This is a genomic window from Pseudomonas sp. HMSC067G02 (genome assembly GCF_001813485.1).
GTDB classification, from domain to species: domain Bacteria; phylum Pseudomonadota; class Gammaproteobacteria; order Pseudomonadales; family Pseudomonadaceae; genus Pseudomonas; species Pseudomonas aeruginosa.
In genome coordinates, this window is the sequence record NZ_KV812698.1 from 1 (window position 1) to 18,225 (window position 18,225).

Annotated in this window: 15 protein-coding genes; 8 read left to right on the forward strand and 7 right to left on the reverse strand. The window is 67.3% G+C overall.

All coding sequences use genetic code 11. The annotated features are described in order from the left end of the window. Positions 1-387, reverse strand: a 387-nt coding sequence (locus tag HMPREF2914_RS20165; protein ID WP_256562236.1) for an ABC transporter substrate-binding protein, incomplete at its 3' end; no start/stop codon positions are given. A 252-nt stretch (positions 388-639) separates the two neighbouring features. Then, positions 640-1,350, reverse strand: a complete 711-nt coding sequence (locus HMPREF2914_RS20170; RefSeq protein WP_003094423.1) for an SIMPL domain-containing protein — start codon at positions 1,348-1,350, stop codon at positions 640-642. Between the two features lie 276 nt (positions 1,351-1,626). Here HMPREF2914_RS20170 and HMPREF2914_RS20175 point away from each other — a divergent pair, with 276 nt between their 5' ends. From HMPREF2914_RS20175 to HMPREF2914_RS20210, 8 genes are all read left to right on the forward strand, one after another. Further along, complete coding sequence (locus HMPREF2914_RS20175) at positions 1,627-2,895, forward strand: ATP-binding protein (protein ID WP_003094421.1); 1,269 nt, start codon at positions 1,627-1,629, stop codon at positions 2,893-2,895. Positions 2,896-2,920: 25 nt separating this feature from the next. Then, positions 2,921-3,481, forward strand: coding sequence for a response regulator transcription factor (locus HMPREF2914_RS20180; RefSeq protein ID WP_003094419.1), 561 nt, complete (start codon positions 2,921-2,923; stop codon positions 3,479-3,481). Positions 3,482-3,642: 161 nt separating this feature from the next. Continuing rightward, a complete protein-coding gene (locus HMPREF2914_RS20185) occupies positions 3,643-4,452 on the forward strand; it encodes a YfaP family protein (RefSeq protein ID WP_003094417.1) in 810 nt (269 codons plus the stop codon). A 38-nt stretch (positions 4,453-4,490) separates the two neighbouring features. Then, entirely contained in the window at positions 4,491-6,260 is a 1,770-nt protein-coding gene (locus HMPREF2914_RS20190) for a DUF2138 domain-containing protein (protein WP_023092858.1), read from the forward strand. Next, positions 6,257-6,895, forward strand: a complete 639-nt coding sequence (locus tag HMPREF2914_RS20195; RefSeq protein WP_003141328.1) for a DUF1175 domain-containing protein — start codon at positions 6,257-6,259, stop codon at positions 6,893-6,895. Before HMPREF2914_RS20190 ends, HMPREF2914_RS20195 begins: the two co-directional genes overlap by 4 nt. A gap of 26 nt (positions 6,896-6,921) precedes the next feature. Then, complete coding sequence (gene magD, locus HMPREF2914_RS20200) at positions 6,922-11,472, forward strand: alpha-2-macroglobulin MagD (RefSeq protein WP_023980544.1); 4,551 nt, start codon at positions 6,922-6,924, stop codon at positions 11,470-11,472. Continuing rightward, complete coding sequence (locus HMPREF2914_RS20205; RefSeq protein ID WP_023092856.1) at positions 11,469-13,118, forward strand: YfaQ family protein; 1,650 nt, start codon at positions 11,469-11,471, stop codon at positions 13,116-13,118. Before magD ends, HMPREF2914_RS20205 begins: the two co-directional genes overlap by 4 nt. Before the next feature lie 4 nt (positions 13,119-13,122). Beyond that, entirely contained in the window at positions 13,123-13,914 is a 792-nt protein-coding gene (locus tag HMPREF2914_RS20210) for a YfaP family protein (RefSeq protein ID WP_023980545.1), read from the forward strand. 114 nt (positions 13,915-14,028) lie between these two features. Here the strand turns inward: HMPREF2914_RS20210 and HMPREF2914_RS20215 are convergent, their stop codons facing one another. The 5 genes from HMPREF2914_RS20215 to gatC all read right to left on the reverse strand — a co-directional run bounded on the left by HMPREF2914_RS20215 (position 14,029) and on the right by gatC (position 18,193). Further along, positions 14,029-14,415 carry a carboxymuconolactone decarboxylase family protein gene (locus HMPREF2914_RS20215; protein ID WP_003094405.1) on the reverse strand — a complete coding sequence of 129 codons (387 nt, stop codon included), beginning with the start codon at positions 14,413-14,415 and terminating at the stop codon, positions 14,029-14,031. 31 nt (positions 14,416-14,446) lie between these two features. Continuing rightward, positions 14,447-14,824 (reverse strand): septal ring lytic transglycosylase RlpA family protein, encoded by a 378-nt coding sequence (locus tag HMPREF2914_RS20220; protein ID WP_003094403.1) that lies wholly within the window; start codon positions 14,822-14,824, stop codon positions 14,447-14,449. A gap of 59 nt (positions 14,825-14,883) precedes the next feature. Beyond that, on the reverse strand, positions 14,884-16,344 hold the full coding sequence (gatB, locus tag HMPREF2914_RS20225) for an Asp-tRNA(Asn)/Glu-tRNA(Gln) amidotransferase subunit GatB (RefSeq protein ID WP_071536084.1): 1,461 nt from the start codon (positions 16,342-16,344) through the stop codon (positions 14,884-14,886). A gap of 91 nt (positions 16,345-16,435) precedes the next feature. After that, a complete protein-coding gene (gene gatA, locus HMPREF2914_RS20230; RefSeq protein ID WP_003094399.1) occupies positions 16,436-17,890 on the reverse strand; it encodes an Asp-tRNA(Asn)/Glu-tRNA(Gln) amidotransferase subunit GatA in 1,455 nt (484 codons plus the stop codon). Positions 17,891-17,905: 15 nt separating this feature from the next. Next, positions 17,906-18,193 (reverse strand): Asp-tRNA(Asn)/Glu-tRNA(Gln) amidotransferase subunit GatC, encoded by a 288-nt coding sequence (gene gatC / locus HMPREF2914_RS20235; protein WP_003094397.1) that lies wholly within the window; start codon positions 18,191-18,193, stop codon positions 17,906-17,908. Between the last annotated feature and the right edge of the window lie 32 nt (positions 18,194-18,225).

Sequence of the window (18,225 nt, forward strand, 5' to 3'; positions counted from 1 at the left end):
CTTGTCGAGCATGCGTTCGAAGGTGAACAGCACGTCGTCGGCATTGAATTCGCGGGTCGGCTTGAAGTAGTCGGTGCTGTGGAACTTCACGCCCTTGCGCAGGTGGAAGGTATAGGTCTTGCCGTCGTCGCTGACGTCCCAGCTTTCCGCAAGGCCGGGAAGGACCTTGGTGCCGCCGCGCTCGAACTGGGTCAGGCGGTTGAAGACGGTTTCCGCCGCGGCGTCGAAATCGGTACCGGTGGTGTACTGGGCGGGATCGAAGCCGGCCGGGCTGCCTTCCGAGCAGAAGATCAGGTTGCTGGCGAAGGCCTGGGGAACGGCGGCGACCAGCGCTGCGCCGAGCAGCGAGGGCATGATCGCGGAGCGGATGACGGCGTTTCTACGCATGGAGTGACCTCTGGTTATTTTGATTGTCTGCGAGGGACAGCCTCGTGAGCTGTCTTGCGCGAAGCTATGCAGGGCGTGTGCCGGCCGCAAGCGTCGAGGTCGCTTCAGTGTAGATGTTGTTATCCGATTGAAAGGGAATGTCGCATTTTCGAATTTGCGCAAACGCGACGCAGGCCGCGTTTGCTGCGCGAGAGACAGTGGAAACGCAAGAGGCAGCCCGGAGGCTGCCTCTTGTGGTGCGCGCCGACCGGATCAGGGCATCTGCACCTCGATCACGCCGTCGGCGTTGACCGTGACCTGGCTGGTCCCGGCCTCGATCTCCGGCGCCTGGGCGCCGCCGAAGCTGGCGTCGGCCTTCATCGCCGCCATCCGCATCACCGGGTACGGGCGCGGCGCGCCGGCGCTGTTCACGCTCAGGCTGACCAGCTTGTAGCCCTTGCCGCCGAGCGCCTCGGTGAGCAACTGGGCGCGCTCCTTGAACGCGTCCACGGCGCCTTTCATCAATTGGTCCTCGTTCTTCTTGCGGGTCGCATCGGCGATGCTGAAGTCCATGCCGCCCATTTTCAGCTTGCCCAGCAGGTCGGCGGAAAGCTGGCCGAGGGCGGCGAAGTCGGAGCTTTCCAGGCGCAGCTCGGCGCGCTCGCGCCAGCCGGTGATCTTCTGGCCCTTGTCGTCGTAGACCGGATAGCTGTTGCGACTGCCCAGGCTGATGGTCACGCCCTTGACCTTGCGCGCGTCGGCGACGGCGGCGTTGAGGACGCTGGTGGTCTCGGCGGCGAGCTTGGCCGGATCGCTGCCCTGGTTTTCGCTGTAGAGGGTGACCTGCATCAGGTCGTGGGCCACCTGCTGGCTGACTTCGGCGTGCAGCGAGACCTGGTTGTAGCGCGGCGCTTCCTCGGCGACGGCCGAGAGGCTGGCGGCGCAGAGGGTGACGGCGGCGGCCAGGCGGGAAATCGCAGACATTGGGCAACTCCTTGTACTAAGGCTGAATTCACACTGTAGAGCATCGTTCCGGCAGGCGCGGCAAACACGCCTATACGCCAGTCTTGGACCATGAGACGAAGGCTTTTCCCGGAACGGGTTAGGCGATTTCGGAAAAAACGTGAAATTTACTGATCTGAGCCCTGACAGCGCTCGGCGAAACAGGGCAGGATGGCGACCTGCGAGGTTTCTGAGTCACTTTGCCGCAGAGTTGCCGACAGCGTCTTGGCTATACTCGCGCTTATTCCGGAAGAAAACATGCGCGCACCGGTTTTCCTGCTCTCCGCCAGTCGCCAGAACCTTGGCCGTCTGCTCCTCATCCGTATTCTCGTGCTGGCCGCGCAGGCCGGCTCGGTGGGTTTTGCCTGGCTCTCCGACCTGTTGCCGCTGCCGTGGCTGGCGCTCGGCCTGACCCTTGGCCTGTCCGCCTGCCTGATCCTGTTCACCGCGCTGCGCCTGCGCGCGCCGTGGCCGGTGACCGACCAGGAGTACGCGGTACAACTGGCCTGCGACCTGATCATCCACAGCACCTTGCTGTATTACTCGGGCGGCTCGACCAACCCCTTCGTTTCCTATTACCTGGTACCGCTGACCATCGCCGCTGCGACCCTGCCCTGGATCTACTCCATGGTGCTCTCCGGCCTGGCCCTGACCGGCTACACCCTGCTGCTGATCTGGTACCACCCGCTGCACCTGCAGGCGGTTCAGCACGAGGCGATGCTGATCAACCTGCACCTGTTCGGCATGTGGCTGAACTTCGCCCTGTCGGCGGCCTTCATCACCTTCTTCGTGGTGAAGATGTCCGAGGCGCTGCGCTGGCAGGCGCACATGCAGGCCGAGCGGCGCGAGGAAAGCATGCGCGACCAGCAGTTGCTCGCGGTGGCCACCCAGGCGGCCGGTGCCGCGCACGAACTGGGTACGCCGCTGGCGACCATGAGCGTGCTGCTCAACGAGCTGCGCCAGGAGCGCCCGCAGGACCCGACCCTGCAGGAAGACCTGGCATTGCTCCAGGAACAAGTCAAGCAGTGCAAGCACACCCTCCAGCAACTGGTACGGGCGGCCGAGGCCGACCGTCGCCAGGCGATCGAAGAGCAAAGCGCCGCGGAATGGCTGGAATCGGTGCTGCGCCGCTGGCACCTGATGCGTCCGGAGGCTTCCTACCGCTACCAGTGCCTGGGCCTCGGCTCCGCGCCGCGCCTGACCCCGCCGACCGACCTCAGCCAGGCTCTGCTGAACCTGCTGAACAATGCGGCGGACGCCTGTCCCGACGATCTCGACATCCGCCTGGACTGGGACAGCAGCAGTATCTGCCTGAGTATCCGCGACCACGGCGTCGGGGTGCCCCTGGCGATCGCCGAACAGATCGGCAAACCGTTCTTCACCACCAAGGGCAAGGGCTTCGGCCTCGGCCTGTTTCTCAGTCAGGCCAGCGTGACCCGCGCTGGTGGAACGGTGAAGTTGTATAACCACGAAGATGGCGGCACTCTGACCGAACTGCGCTTGCCGCGCAGCTACGGAATGGCTTGAGTGATCCGTCTGAGAGGCCCTGCCTATGTCTGAAGAGCTGCTCTTCGAAGGGGAAGAACATCCCCACCTCCTGCTGGTGGACGACGATCCCACCTTTACCCGGGTCCTGGCCCGGGCCATGAGCCGTCGCGGCCTGCGGGTCAGCACCGCCGGCTCCGCCGAGGAAGGCCTGGCGCTGGCCCAGCAGGATACGCCGGACTATGCCGTGCTCGACCTGAAGATGGAAGGCGACTCCGGCCTGGTGCTGCTGCCGAAGCTGCTGGAGCTGCACGCGGACATGCGGGTGGTGATCCTCACCGGCTATTCCAGCATCGCCACCGCGGTGGAGGCGATCAAGCGCGGCGCCTGCAACTACCTGTGCAAGCCGGCGGATGCCGATGACGTGCTGGCCGCGCTGCTCTCCGAGCACGCCGACCTGGACACCCTGGTGCCGGAAAACCCGATGTCGGTGGATCGCCTGCAATGGGAGCACATCCAGCGCGTGCTCGCCGAGCACGAGGGCAACATCTCCGCCACCGCCCGTGCCCTGGGCATGCATCGACGGACCTTGCAGCGCAAGCTGCAGAAGCGGCCGGTACGGCGCTGAAGCGTAAATGACAACGGGGCGCCGCATGGCGCCCCCTGTGCTTTCCGTTTTCCGTCGAATCGCGGTGGATTTCGCAGATTCCGCCGGTCGCCGGGGATATCCAGCGGACAGCGCAATCGTTAAGATGCAGCTTTCATGAATCGCACGACCAGGGATTGATCATGCGTATCTTCGGTTCGAGTGCCGGCTGCCTGTCGGTGCTGTTCGGACTGGCCTTCGGGCTGCCTGCACTAGCCGAGCCTTCGGTGGACCTGGATGGTCCGACGGCAGGCTGGCGCTATTCCGGCCTGCTCGAACAGCCCGATGCCCCGCGTGTCGCCTATCCGACTCCGCCCATCGATCGCGGCGGCCAGCGCGGCCGCAGCCTGATCGAAGGACACCTGCGCGAACTGGTCGGCACCGAGCGCGCCCAGCGCCTGGTGGTCAACGGCAATCCTCTCCCTCTCTATACCGACGGCGCCGGGCGCTTCGTCCGCCCCTATGCGTTCGGCCACGGCTCCAACGGCGTCCAGGTCGGCAGCGCCGACGGCAAGATCCTCAAGCGCGTACAGTTCTACGAGGCCAATCGCTCCCAACTGCCGCCGCGCGTGCGCGTGGTGCTGGGTTGGGACGATCCGAAGGCCGAGCTCGACCTGCATATCGTCACCCCCGATGGCCAGCACGCCTACTGGGCGCATCCGCGCCTGAGCAACAGCGGCGGCCTCGATCCGGACGGCGTCGACGGGCCCGGCCCGGAGATGTTCACCATGGGCGCGCCGCTGCACGGCACCTACCTGATCTACGTGAACTACTGGGGCAACCTCAACAACCAGGGCTACAACTTCCAGGCCGGCAGCAACGTACAGGACGTGATCACCGCGCAGGTCAACCTGGTGTTCAACGAAAACAGCGTCGACGAGAAGCACGAGACCTTCGTCGTGCCCCTGCGCACCATCGGCGACCTGGTGCTGGTCAAGACCTTTACCTACTGAAGCATCCCCTCGTACGGATGACACGGGATTAGCGAACCATGAGCGAGAACAACACCCCCAGCCCTGCCAACGGAACCCCTGCGCCCGCCGCTGCGCGCCCCCGAAGCGCCCTGTGGCCGGTGCTGGGGATCGTCGCCGCGCTGGCCGCCGGCGGTGTGCTGGCCTGGCAGATGGGCTGGCTGGAGCGGCTCGGCGGAGGGCGCCCGGCCGAAGAGGACCTCGGCCAGCCGATCGGCGCCCAGGCACCCGCGGACGCCGACGCGCCGCGTGCCTACCGTGACCTGCGCAAGCCCGACGCGCTGATCGAGAGCGTGTCGCTGAGCCGCCTGCCGAAGGAAATCCTCGAGGTGCCGTTGCTGCGCGATACCCTGACCGAGGACTTCGTTTTCTATTACGAGAACAATGGCGACCGCCTTGGCCTGACCGGTACGTTGCGGCGGATCATCTACGAGCACGACCTGACCCTGAAGGACAGCCTGGTCGAGGAACTGCTCGACCAACCGGCCCAGGTCGCCCTCTGGCGCGGCGCCGACGGCCGCCTGCGCGACTTCGTGGTGGTGCTCAAGCGCGGCGGCCTGGCGCGGGTGCTCGAGCCGCTGGCCCATATCGCCGCCGACGACCAGCAGTTGCGCAAGGTCGGCGAGCTGGCGGGAACCTCGGTATATCGCCTGCGCTACGGCAACGACAAGGCGATGCTGTTCCTGTCCAAGGGCGACCGGCTGTTGTTGCTGTCGAACCCACGGATGCTCTTCGACGATGGTGGCGAAAGCGACGACAGCCCGCTGAACGCTCCGGCCAGCGAAGACCTGGAGGCACTGCTCGACGGCGACGAACTGTTCCCCGAGCGCTTCGGCCTGCCGGGCCGCGGCGAGCTGCGCCAGCGCATCACCCTCAATGCCAGCGTCCTGGCCATGGGCTACCAGCGCTTCATCCCGAGCTTCGCCGGGGTGCGCTTCGAGAAGGGCGAGCAGGGCTGGAGCAGCTACCTGGCGCTGAACGAGGTGGAACGTCAGCCGCCGCTGGACTTCGCCCCGGTCTGGCAGGCCATGCCGATGGGCGCCAGCGCCTGCGTGGCGCTGCCGGTCACCCCCGGCCTGTACGGGGTGATGCTGGAGCGCCTGGGGGCCGAGCAGAAGATGGCCCAGGCCTTCTCCGAGCATCTCAGCGGCGCCGCCGGTCTCTGCTGGTACGCCAGTTCGCGGCTGCATTCGCCGCTGCTGGTGGGCCAGTTGAGCGCGCCGGCCAGTGCCGAACTCGACGACGAGCTGGGCAAGCTGTTCGGCCGTGTGATCGGCGCGAAGGAAGCCAAGGTTGAGGGTGGCAGCTTCCCGGTGGAAGACCGGGTGGATGGCCAGACCCGCCGCTGGACCCGCCAGGTCAGCTCGAACTTCGGCGCCTATCCGGCCAGCCAGGCGGACAACCCGGACAGCATCAGCGGCCGCGCGTTCTTCCGCATCGGCATGGCGCGCCATGGCCAGACCCTGCTGTTCTCCCTCGACGACCAGTTGCTCGGCAAGGCCCTGGACACCCTCGACAAGCGCTATCCGCCGCTCGCCGAGGTGTTGCCGAAGGATGCGCTGGTACCGGCCTACCTGGCGCCGCAGCCGCTCTCCGAACTGCTGCAACGGGAAACCCTCGACAGCCTGCCGCAGGACATGGAGCCGGTATTCCGCAATGCCGCCGACACCTACTTGATGCCGCGCCTGAAAACCCTCGCCGGCAAGGGCAGCTACGCCCTTGGCCTGCCTGCCGGAAGCCAGGCCAACGCACCGTGGCAATGGCTGCCGCTGGAATGGCGGTCGCTGTGAGACGCCTGACTGCCTTCGGCCTGGCGCTGCTCCTGCTGGCCAGCGGCGTTGCCCGCGGCGAGCCCCCGGTAGCGCTCGACCCGCAGCAATCGCAGGTATTCCGCGCCTGGTTCGTGCGCATCGCCCAGGAACAGTTGCGCCAAGGGCCGAGTCCGCGCTGGCACCAGCAGGACTGCGCCGGCCTGGTGCGCTTCGCCGCCAACGAGGCGCTGAAAGTCCACGATGGCAAGTGGCTGCGCGCCAACGGCCTGTCCAACCGCTACCTGCCCCCGGAGCTGGCGCTCAGTCCCGAGCAACGGCGCCTGGCGCAGAACTGGCAGCAGGGTGGCGGCCAGGTCGGGCCCTACGTGAATGCGATCAAGCTGGTGCAGTTCAACAGTCGGCTGGTCGGCCGCGACCTCAACCAGGCGCGCCCCGGCGACCTGATGTTCTACGACCAGGGCGACGACCAGCACCTGATGATCTGGATGGGCCGCTCCATCGCCTATCACACCGGCAGCAGCACCCCGACCGATAACGGCATGCGCTCGGTCAGCCTGCAACAACTCATGACATGGAAGGACACCCGATGGATCCCCGACGAATCCAATCCCAACTTTATCGGCATCTATCGGCTGGCTTTCCTCTCTCAATGAATCGCGTCCCAGTGAAGACCACAGCAATGAGCAACCTGCGCCGTTTCAGCCGTAGCCTGGCGGTCGCCGCCCTGGTCCTGCTGCCGTTCGCCGCCGTCCAGGCGGAAGACACGGTGGAACCGAGCGGCTACACGCCGATGGCCGGCGAATCCTTCTTCCTGCTCGCCGACAGCAGCTTCGCCACCGACGAGGAAGCGCGGGTCCGTCTCGAAGCGCCCGGCCGCGACTACCGGCGCTACCGCATGGAGCCCTATGGCGGGGTCGACGTGCGCCTGTACCGGATCGAACAGCCGCTGGAGTTCCTCAAGCGGCAGAAGAACCTGCACCGGGTCCTGGCCGAGGGACAGTTCAAGGGCGAAGGCCTGTCGAACACCCTGGCCTATCTCTGGGACAACTGGTATCGCAAGTCGCGCCGGGTGATGCAGCGCGCCTTCTCCTACGAGTCGCGGCAACAGGTCACCGAGGCGGTGCCCGAGCTGAAGATGGGCAACGCCATGACCGCGCCGACGCCCTACGACGCGCAGCCGCAATACGCGCCGATTCCCGGCCTGCCGCTGGTCAGCCAGTTCCGCTATCCGCTGTGGGACGCCAAGCCCATCGAGCCGCCGCAGGACGTCAAGCTGGCCGGTTCCTCCAGCGAGTTCATCAACGTCGTGCCGGGCAATGTCTACATCCCGCTGGGCAAGCTGAAGCCGGGCCTCTACCTGGTCGAGGCGCTGGTCGGCAAGTACCGCGCCACCACCGTGGTGTTCGTCTCCAACAGCGTGGCGGTGAGCAAGGTCGCCGGCGACGAGCTGCTGGTCTGGACCGCACGCAAGCACGAAGGCACCCCGGTGCCCGACACCAAGGTGCTGTGGACCGACGGCCTGGGCGTGATGAGCAGCGGCAATACCGACGCCGACGGCCTGCTGCGGCTCAAGCACGCCAGTCCGGAGCGTTCCTACGTGATCGGCGAGGACCGCGAGGGTGGGGTCTTCGTCTCCGAGAACTTCTATTACGACAGCGAGATCTACGACACCAAGATCTACGCCTTCACCGACCGCCCGCTGTACCGGCCGGGCGACTGGGTCTCGTTGAAGATGGTCGGCCGCGAGTTCAAGGACGCCCGGCAATCCCAGGCCGCCGCCAGCGCGCCGGTACGCCTGAGCGTGATCGACGCCAGCGGCACGGTATTGCAAAGCCTGGACCTCCGCTTCGACGCGAAGAGCGGCGCCAATGGCCGCTTCCAACTGCCGGAGAACGCCGTCGCCGGCGGCTACGAGTTGCGCTTCGACTACCGCGGGCAGACCTACAGCAGCGCCTTCCGCGTCGCCGAATACATCAAGCCGCACTTCGAAGTCTCCCTCGACCTGGCCAAGCCGGACTTCAAGACCGCCGAGCCGGTGAAGGGCGAGATCGTCCTGCTCTATCCGGACGGCAAGCCGGTGGCCAACGCGCGCCTGCAACTGAGCCTGCGCGCCCAGCAGTTGTCGATGGTGGACAACGAACTGCAGTATCTCGGCCAGTTCCCGGTGGAACTGAGCAGCACCGAACTGACCACCGACGGCAAGGGCCGCGCCGCCATCGAATTGCCGCCGGCCGAGAAACCCAGTCGCTACATGCTGACCATCTTCGCCAGCGACGGCGCCGCCTACCGGGTCAAGACCAGCAAGGAGATCCTCATCGAGCGCGGTGCCGCGCGCTACCGCCTGAGCGCGCCGCAGCGCTTCAGCGCCGCCGGCGAGAAGGTCGAGTTCAGCTATGCCAGCGAACAGCCGACCCCGCTCAAGCCGAGCAGCTACCAGTGGATCCGCCTGGAGGACCGCGCCACCGACAGCGGTCCGGTCGCCGACGGCCGCTTCGCGCTGGCCTTCGAGCGCCCCGGTACCTATTCCGTGGAGCTGCGCGACGACAAGGGCCAGCTCCTTGGCGCCACCGGCCACTCGGTGAGCGGCGAGGGCGTGAAGTCGGTGCCGGGCACCGTCGAGGTGGTGTTCGACAAGCCCGAGTACCGCACCGGCGAGGAAGCCTCCGCACTGATCACCTTCCCCGAGCCGGTGGAGGATGCACTGTTGTCCCTGGAGCGCGACAAGGTCGAGGCCACCGCCCTGCTGTCCAAGGGCGCCGACTGGCTGCGCCTGGAAAAGCTCAATCCGACCCAGTACCGCGTGCGGATCCCGGTGCGCGAGGAGTTCTCGCCGAACCTGACCTTCTCGGTGCTCTACACCAAGGGCGGCGACTACAGCTTCCAGAACGCCGGGATCAAGGTCGGCATGCCCCAGGTGGAGATCGACATCGCCACCGACAAGGAGCGCTACGAACCCGGCGAGACGGTGACCGTGACCCTGGCCACGCGCTTCGCCGGCAAACCGGCTTCCAGTCACCTGACCGTCAGCGTGGTGGATGAGATGGTCTATGCCCTGCAGGCGGAGATCGCCCCCGGCATCGACCAGTTCTTCTACCATCCGCGGCGCAACAACGTGCGCACCAGCGCCAGCCTGGCCTTCATCAGCTACGACGTGGCGTTGCCCGGCAGCACCAGTGCACCCGGACGGGCGAACCGCAGCGAGCGCGGCGTCAAGGTACTGGAGCGGCCGCGCCGCGAGGACGTCGACACCGCCGCCTGGCAGCCGGAGCTGGTCACCGACGCCCAGGGCAAGGCCAGCTTCAGCTTCCGCATGCCCGACTCGCTGACCCGCTGGCGGATCACCGCACGGGCCATCGACGACAACGGCCAGGTCGGCCAGAAGAAGCAGTTCCTTCGCTCGGAGAAGCCGCTGTACCTGAAATGGAGCGGGCCGACCCGCTTCCGCCAGGGTGACCAGCCCGACCTCGGCCTGTTCGTCTTCAACCAGGGCGAACAGCCGGTCAAGGCCGAGCTGCTCAGCGGGCCGCCTGGCAGCCAGCGCAGCCAGCCCCTGGAGCTGGCCAAGGGAGTCAACTACATTCCGCTGGCGCAACAGCCGCTCAGCGATGGCGACTGGAGCGCCGAGCTGCGCCAGGACGGGCAGGTCCGCGACCGCCTGGCGGTGCGCTTCAACCTGCTGGCCGACGGCTGGCAGGTGGAGCAGGCGCAGAACCTCAGCCTGGCGGCGGCGAGCAACCCGTTGCAACTGCCGGCGGACGCCCGCGACGTACGCCTGCGCCTGGCCGATGGCCCGGCCGCGGCCTACCTGGGCAATCTCGATGATCTGCTGGAGTATCCCTACGGCGGCGTCGAGCAGACCGCCAGCCAACTGCTGCCGCTGAGCATCGCCTATCCGGCGCTGGCCGGCGGCGAGCCGCGGATTCGCGACCGCCTGCGCCTGATCATGCAGAACAGTCGCCTGCGCCTGGTGCAGATGGCTGGCCCGGACGCCTGGTTCGCCTGGTGGGGTGGCGACGTCGATGGCGACGCTTTCCTCACCGCCTACGCCTACTACGCCGACTGGTACGCCAGCCGCGCACTGGAGATCCAACTGCCGGCCGAACACTGGCAGCGCATCCTCGAGCCCTACGCCAAGCAGGCGACGCAGACCCCGCTGCTGCAGCGCGCGCTGATCCTGGCTTTCGCCCGCGATATGCAGTTGCCGGTGAACACCCTGCTCGGCGGCCTGCTCAACGATCTGGCCAACGCCGGCGAAGGGCAGGCGCGCGCGGAGCCGCTGGAGGCCGACGACGGCCTGGTGCTGGGCGACCCGGACTCGGCCGTCGGCCTGGCCGCGGCGCGAGTGCTGGCGGTGGACCTGGCACGGCAACTGCGGGTTGCGGTGCCCGCGCCGCTGGCCGCCCAGGCCGAGACGGCGACGCAGCGCCTGCGTGAGGCCGGCTTGCCGTTCACCGATGCCTTGCTGGCCTCTCGCTCGGCCGTGGATGGCCAGCAGGCCAGCGCTCTGCTGCAACGCCTGGCGCCGGCGCAATCGACCCTGGAACGCGCCCTGGCCCTGACCTGGCTGCAGGGCGCCCTGGCCCAGGCGCCGCAGGGCAAGCTGCCGCAGCCGCCGAAGGACTGGCAGGCGCAGCGCGGCGCCACCGGCGAAACCTACTGGCAATGGCGCGGCCGCGGCATTCCGAGCTGGGTCGACCTGGACGAGGCGCCGGCCCGGCCGTTGCCGGTTGCGCTCAGCTACCGCAGCGCCCAGGCGCCGAGCGGGCAACTGCCGGTGCAGATCAGCCGTCGCCTGCTGCGCCTGGTGCCCGGCGAGGGGGCGTTCGAGTTCAAGGTCGAGGAGGTCGGCGACAAGCCGCTTTCCAGCGACGAACTGTATCTCGACGAAGTGACCCTGACCGTTCCGGAAGACACCGCTCTACGCTACGGCATGCTGGAACTGCCGCTGCCGCCCGGTGCGGATGTCGAGCGCACCACCTGGGGCATCAAGATCAGCGGTCTGGCCGGCGACGAGGCGACCACCCTGGAGCGCGCGCGCAACGAACCGGGCGAGCTGTTCTACGGAGTGCCGGTGGACAGCCTGAGTGGCGAGCAGCGTTTCCGTCACCTGGTGCGTTTCTCCCAGAAAGGCAGCTTCAACCTGCCACCGGCCCGCTACCTGCGTCTCTACGCGCCGGAACAGCAGGCCCTGGAAGCCAAGCCGGCGCTGGCCAAGGTCAAGGTCGAGTGATTGCGTTGCGCGCCTGGCTGGTCCTGCTGTGCGCCGTGCCGTTGCTGCTTCGCGCAGCGGAGGCGCCGGTCCAGCTGGCCTGGCGCACGACCCAGGGCTACGAACTGGTGAGCCTGGATCGCCAGCGGGTGCTCGAGCGCCGGCCGTTGCCGGCCGATTTGCAGGCTCCGCTGGGCAGCCTGTGGAAACTGTTCGTCTTCGCCTGGCTGAGCGACACCGGCCAGGCCGAGCCGCCCTATGCCTGCCAGGGGCGCAGCCGCGAGGAGGTCTACTGCTGCGAGAATGGCCAGACGATCGGTCGTGACCGCGCCCTGGTGCGCTCCTGCGGGCTGTATTTCGAGCCGCAGCGCCTCGCCTTGCGGCCGGAGGCCTGGCGCGACTACTGGCAGGCGCGCCAGGCACCGGCCTGGTTGCTCGATCTGGAACGGCTGCAACCGCAGACGCGGGTGCCGGTTAAGGAGCTTCTGGAACAGTTGCAGCAACTGCCGGCCCAGGGCGAGGCGCGGCGGGTACTGCTCGACGTGGCGTTGCAGGCCGGCGACGGCCATGCCGTGGCCAGCCTTGGCGGCCGCCTGCGGGTGAAGACCTGGAGCTGGCTCGACGACCATGACCCGCAGGCGCGCCAGGGCGGTTTCGCCGGCTGGCTGGTCGATGGAACGCCGCTCTGGCTCGGCGGCCCGGGAACCAGCAAGGTGATCCTGGACCGCTACGCCGAGGTGCTCGGGCGCTTCCTGCCGAGTCCGTGGCCGGCCGATCCGGGCCGTTGCGTGGAAGTGAACCTGTTCAGCCGCTATCCGCTGCGTTCGGTCAGCGATCCTGCCGGCCACCCGGCCTCCGAAGGCCTGCTGCATGGTCCGCAGCAAGTGCTGTTCGCCAACGGCAATCGTCTGGACATCGCCAGCGCCGGCGACCTGTTCCTGCAGCGGGTGGATGGCGTGCCGCGGCTGGTCGCGCGGGTTTCGCGCGAAGAGTACGTGGCGCGGGTGCTGGAGCGCGAAGCCGCGGCGCAGCCGAAGGAAGCCGCTCGCGCGCTGGCGGTGACCATTCGCACCTATCTGTTGCAAAACGCCGCGCCGCGCGGCGAATGCCTGGCCATCGATGACAGCAGCCAGCGCCAGCGCGTGGCGCCGCGCCCGGCCAGCGCGCCGACGCGGCGGATCGCTGCCTGGAGCGCCGACCTGGTGCTGGCCGGGGCGACCGTCAACTATCACTCCGACCAGCCTGGCCCGGCGCGTCTGTCCTGGAAGCACGCGGTGGAGCAAGCCGGGCAGGGACTGGGCTACGACAGCATCCTCGCCCAGGCTTTCCCGCGCAGCAGCCTGAGCCGCTGGGACAACCCGGTGGCCGCCTGCCAGCCGTTGCCGGCCGCCGAAGACTGGCTGCGCAAGCAGCGCCGGCAGTGGCGCGAGCGCCTCGACCGAGAGCCCGGCTACGAGGAGATTCCGAGTTTTTCCGTGTGCCGCCTGGCTTCCGGGCGACCCTATGTCGATCGCGAGCGCGAACGCATCTTCGTCCGCGGCCTGTATTCCCTACAGGAACGCCTGGACCTCACCCATGAATACCTGCACCTGGCCTTCCGCGCCCATCCCAGCGGCCAGGACGAAAACTATGTCGAAAGCCTGGCCCGGCGCCTGCTACTGGAATGACTCCATGAACCGAATCTCCCTTGCCGCCCTGCTCAGTTGCCTTCCCCTCGTCGCCTGGGCGGACAACCCCGTGAAACTGGATACGCCGGTCTCCGGCTGGCGTGCCGGCGACGGTTCCGCCGCCAATTACCGGCAGGTGGTGAACTACCCGGCGTCCTCGGTCAACGTCGCCGCCGACCAGGCGACCACCGCGCGCATTCGCGGCGCGATCGAGAGCCAGCCCAAGGAGCGTCCGGCGACGCTGGTGGTGAACGGTGTGAGCATGCCGCTGAAGGTGGACGCCGATGGCAGCTTCGACCGCCCGTTCGCCTTCCCGTCCGGCAGCAACAGCGTCGAGGTGCGCAACGCCGCCGGGCAGTCGCGACGGGTCCAGTTCTATCACGGTGGCGGCGGCGGGGAAGTGCCGGCCAAGCTGCGCGTGCTGCTGTCCTGGGACAGCGACAACACCGACCTCGACCTGCACCTGGTGACCCCGGACGGCGACCATGTCTGGTATGGCAATCGTTCGCTGGCCAACGGCGCGACCCTGGATGTCGACGTCACCACCGGCTACGGCCCGGAAATCATCGCCACGCCGACGCCACAGAAGGGGCCCTACCTGGTCTACGTCAACTACTTTGGCGGTGGCTACGGCAGCAGCGAGGATGGCGCCGAACAGGCCGCCCAGGACCTGACCACGGCGCGCATCACCCTGGTCACCGAAGAGGGCACGCCGAACGAGAAACAGGAAACCTTCCTGGTGCCGATGCGCAAGCCTGGCGAGCTGACGCTGGTGAAGCGCTTCAGTTATCCGTAGGCGCCTGCGCTGGCGGATAACGCCTCTGGCGTTATTCGCCGTCGTTCAGGCATCGGCGTTACCAACCGCGTGGCCTGACGGCGGCGCTCATGCCGCTGCGAATGGCTCCTGGGCTCAGGCGGGCTGTTCGCCCTGCCAGGTATCAATCGCTTCCTGGGCCGCACGGAACGCATCGATCGCCGCCGGCACCCCGGCATAGACCGCGCAGTGCAGCAGTGCCTCGCGGATTTCCTCCACCGTGCAGCCGTTGTTCAGCGCGCCGCGCACGTGCCCCTTGAGTTCCTGCGGGCATTTCAGGGCGGTCAGGGCGGCCAGGGTGATCAGGCTGCGGGTCTTGCGCGGCAGCGCCTCGCGGGCCCAGACCGAGCCCCAGGCATGCTCGTTGACGAAGTCCTGCAATGGCTGGGTGAAGGCGGTGGCGTTGCCCATGGCGCGCTCGACGAAGGCGTCGCCCATGACTTCACGTCGGATCTCCAGGCCGGTCTTGCCTTGTTCGCTCATCGGAAGGTTCCTGTCGTGGGTAGAAGGTGGCTCAATCCAGCGACTCTATCCGAACCGGCGCCACGCCGCTGCGGATCATACCCAGGCCTTCGGCGGCCTTGCGCGATACATCGATGATCCGCCCGCGGCGGAACGGCCCGCGATCGTTGATCCGCACCACCACGCTGCGGCGGTTGTCGAGGTTGGTTACCCGCACGCGGGTACCGAACGGCAACGTGCGGTGGGCAGCGGTCATTGCGTTGGGGTTGTAGCGCTCGCCGCTGGCGGTACGCAGGCCTGCGTGGCGGCTGCCATAGTAGGAGGCTTCGCCGGTATCCGCGGAACCGCTGCCGGCGAGGCTGGAGCAGCCGGCGAGGAACAGGGGCAGGACGGCGAGGGCGAGGCGTGCGGCGGCGGATGGGTTGGGCATGGACAACAGGCTCCTGGCGGACAAGAAGACGCCGGGCGAACCCGGCGTCTGGCTTTGACTCACGCTTCGAGCTTTTTCTTCAGCAACTCGTTCACCTGCTGCGGGTTGGCCTTGCCTTTCGAGGCCTTCATCGCCTGGCCGACGAAGAAGCCGAACATCTTGCCGCGCTTGGCCTCGTCGGCGGCGCGGTACTGCTCGACCTGCTCGGCGTTGGCCGCCAGCACCTCGTCGAGCATCTTCTCGATGGCGCCACTGTCGGTGACCTGCTTCAGGCCCTTGGCCTCGATGATCTGGTCGGCGGAACCCTCGCCGTTGGCCATGGCTTCGAAGACCATCTTGGCGATCTTGCCGGAGATGGTGTTGTCCTTGATGCGCAGGATCATGCCGCCCAGTTGCTCGGCGGACACCGGAGACTGCTCGATCTCCAGGCCGTCCTTGTTGAGCAGGCTGCCCAGCTCGACCATCACCCAGTTGGCCGCCAGCTTGGCGTCGCCGCAGATACCCTGGACCTTCTCGAAGTAGTCGGCCATCTCGCGGCTGGCGGACAGCACGCTGGCATCGTAGGCGGACAGGCCGTACTGGCTCTCGAAGCGTTCGCGCTTCTGCACCGGCAGTTCCGGCAGTTGCTCGCGCAGCTTCGCCAGGTACTCGGGCTCGATGACCACCGGCAGCAGGTCGGGACAGGGGAAGTAACGGTAGTCGTTGGCTTCTTCCTTGCCGCGCATGGAGCGGGTCTCGTCCTTGTTCGGGTCGTACAGGCGGGTTTCCTGGACCACCTTGCCGCCGTCCTCGATCAGCTCGATCTGGCGCTGGATCTCGTGGTTGATCGCCTTCTCGATGAAGCGGAAGGAGTTGACGTTCTTGATCTCGGCGCGGGTGCCGAATTCGGCCTGGCCCTTCGGTCGCACCGAGACGTTGCAGTCGCAGCGCAGCGAGCCCTCGGCCATGTTGCCGTCGCAGATGCCCAGGTAGCGCACCAGGGCGTGGATCGCCTTGACGTAGGCCACGGCTTCCTTGGCGCTGCGGATGTCCGGCTCGGAAACGATCTCCAGCAACGGCGTGCCGGCGCGGTTCAGGTCGATGCCGCTCATGCCCTGGAAGTCTTCGTGCAGGCTCTTGCCGGCGTCCTCCTCCAGGTGCGCGCGGGTGATGCCGATGCGCTTGGTGGTGCCGTCTTCCAGGGTGATGTCGAGGTGGCCCTTGCCGACGATGGGATGGTCCATCTGGCTGGTCTGGTAGCCCTTCGGCAGGTCAGGGTAGAAGTAGTTCTTGCGGGCGAACACGTTCTGCCGGTCGATCCGTGCGTCGATCGCCAGGCCGAACAGGCAGGCCATGCGTACGGCCTCCTCGTTGAGCACCGGCAGGGTGCCCGGCATGGCCAGGTCGACCAGGCTGGCTTGGGTATTCGGCGCGGCGCCGAAGGCGGTCGAGCTGCCGGAGAAGATCTTCGATTGGGTGGCGAGCTGTGCGTGGATTTCCAGCCCGATCACGGTTTCCCATTGCATGTGGTGTTCCTCAATCCTTCTGTGCCTGCGCAGTCCCGCTGCCGACCCTGCGGGTCGCCCTCTCCGCGCCGGGAGAGGGGAGGGGACTGCGTGGCGTTGCCATGGCTTAGAAGCCGGCCGGGGTGCGGGTGTGCCAGTCGCTGACCTGCTGGTACTGGTGCGCGACGTTGAGCAGGCGACCCTCCTGGAAGTAGGGCGCGAGCAACTGGACACCCACCGGCAGGCCGTCGACGAAGCCGGCGGGCATGGACAGCCCCGGCAGGCCGGCGAGGTTGGCGGTGATGGTGTAGATGTCTTCCAGGTACTGGGAAACCGGGTCGTCGTTCTTCTCGCCGATCTTCCAGGCCGGGTTCGGCGTGGTCGGGCCGAGGATCACGTCCACTTCGGCAAAGGCGCTGACGAAGTCGTTCTTGATCAGCCGGCGAATCTTCTGAGCCTGCAGGTAATAGGCATCGTAGTAGCCGGCCGACAGTGCGTAGGTGCCGACCATGATGCGGTTCTTCACTTCGCTGCCGAAGCCTTCCGCGCGCGAGCGCTTGTACAGGTCTTCCAGGTTCTGCGGGGCGTCGCAACGATAGCCATAGCGCACGCCGTCGAAGCGCGACAGGTTGGAGGACGCCTCGGCCGGCGCGATCACGTAGTAGGCCGGGATGGCGTGCTGCATGTTCGGCAGGGAAATGTCCTTCACCGTGGCGCCGAGCGTCTTCAGCTCCTCGACCACGGCCAGCACCGCGTCGGCGATGCGGCTGTCGAGGCCGGCGCCGAAGTATTCCCGCGGCAGGCCGATGCGCAGGCCGCTCAGCGGCTTCTGCAGGGCGGCCAGGTAGTCGTCCACCGGCTGTTCGACGCTGGTCGAGTCCTTCGGATCGAATCCGGCCATCACCCCCAGCATCAGCGCGCAGTCCTCGGCGGTGCGCGCCAGCGGGCCGCCCTGGTCGAGGCTGGAGGCGTAGGCGATCATGCCCCAGCGGGAAACCCGGCCGTAGGTCGGCTTGATCCCGGTGAGGTTGGTCAGCGCCGCCGGCTGGCGGATCGAGCCGCCGGTATCGGTGCCGGTGGCGGCCGGCAGCAGGCGCGCGGCGACTGCCGCGGCGGAGCCGCCGGAGGAGCCGCCAGGCACGCGGTCGAGGCTCCAGGGGTTGTTCACCGCGCCGTAGTGGCTGGACTGGTTCGACGAGCCCATGGCGAATTCGTCCATGTTCAGCTTGCCGAGGGTAACGGCGCCGGCGGCGGCGAGCTTCTCGACCACGGTGGCGTCGTAGGGCGAGACGAAGTTGTCGAGCATCTTCGAACCGCAGCTGGTGCGTACGCCCTGGGTGCAGAACAGGTCCTTGTGGGCGATCGGCGCGCCGAGCAGGGCGCCGTTCTCGCCGTTGGCGCGCCGTTCGTCGGCTGCCTTGGCCTGGGCGATGGCCAGGTCGTCGGTGATGCTGATGAAGCTGTTGAGCTGGGGATCCAGCTGCCGGATGCGACCGAGCAGGGTGCGGGTCAGCTCTTCGGCGGAAAATTGCTTGTCGGCGAGGGCGCGGGCGATCTCGGCGAGGGTCAATTGATGCAGCATGTGTCCGCGTCCTTATTACTCGATGACTTTCGGAACCAGGTACAGACCTTCTTCCACGGCGGGGGCGATGGTCTGGTAGGCGTCGCGGTGATCGGTCTCGGTGACCGCGTCCGGACGCAGGCGCTGGGTGGCTTCCAGCGGGTGGGCAAGCGGTTCGACGCCGCTGGTGTCGACCGCCTGCATCTGGTCGATCAGGCCGAGGATGTTGTTCAGGGTCTCGGTGGTGCGCGGAAGATCGGCCTCGCTCAGGCCCAGGCGGGCGAGATGGGCGATTTTTTCCACGTCGGAGCGTTCAAGCGCCATCGGGAGTCTCCAGCAAAAGCGGCCTTGGAAGG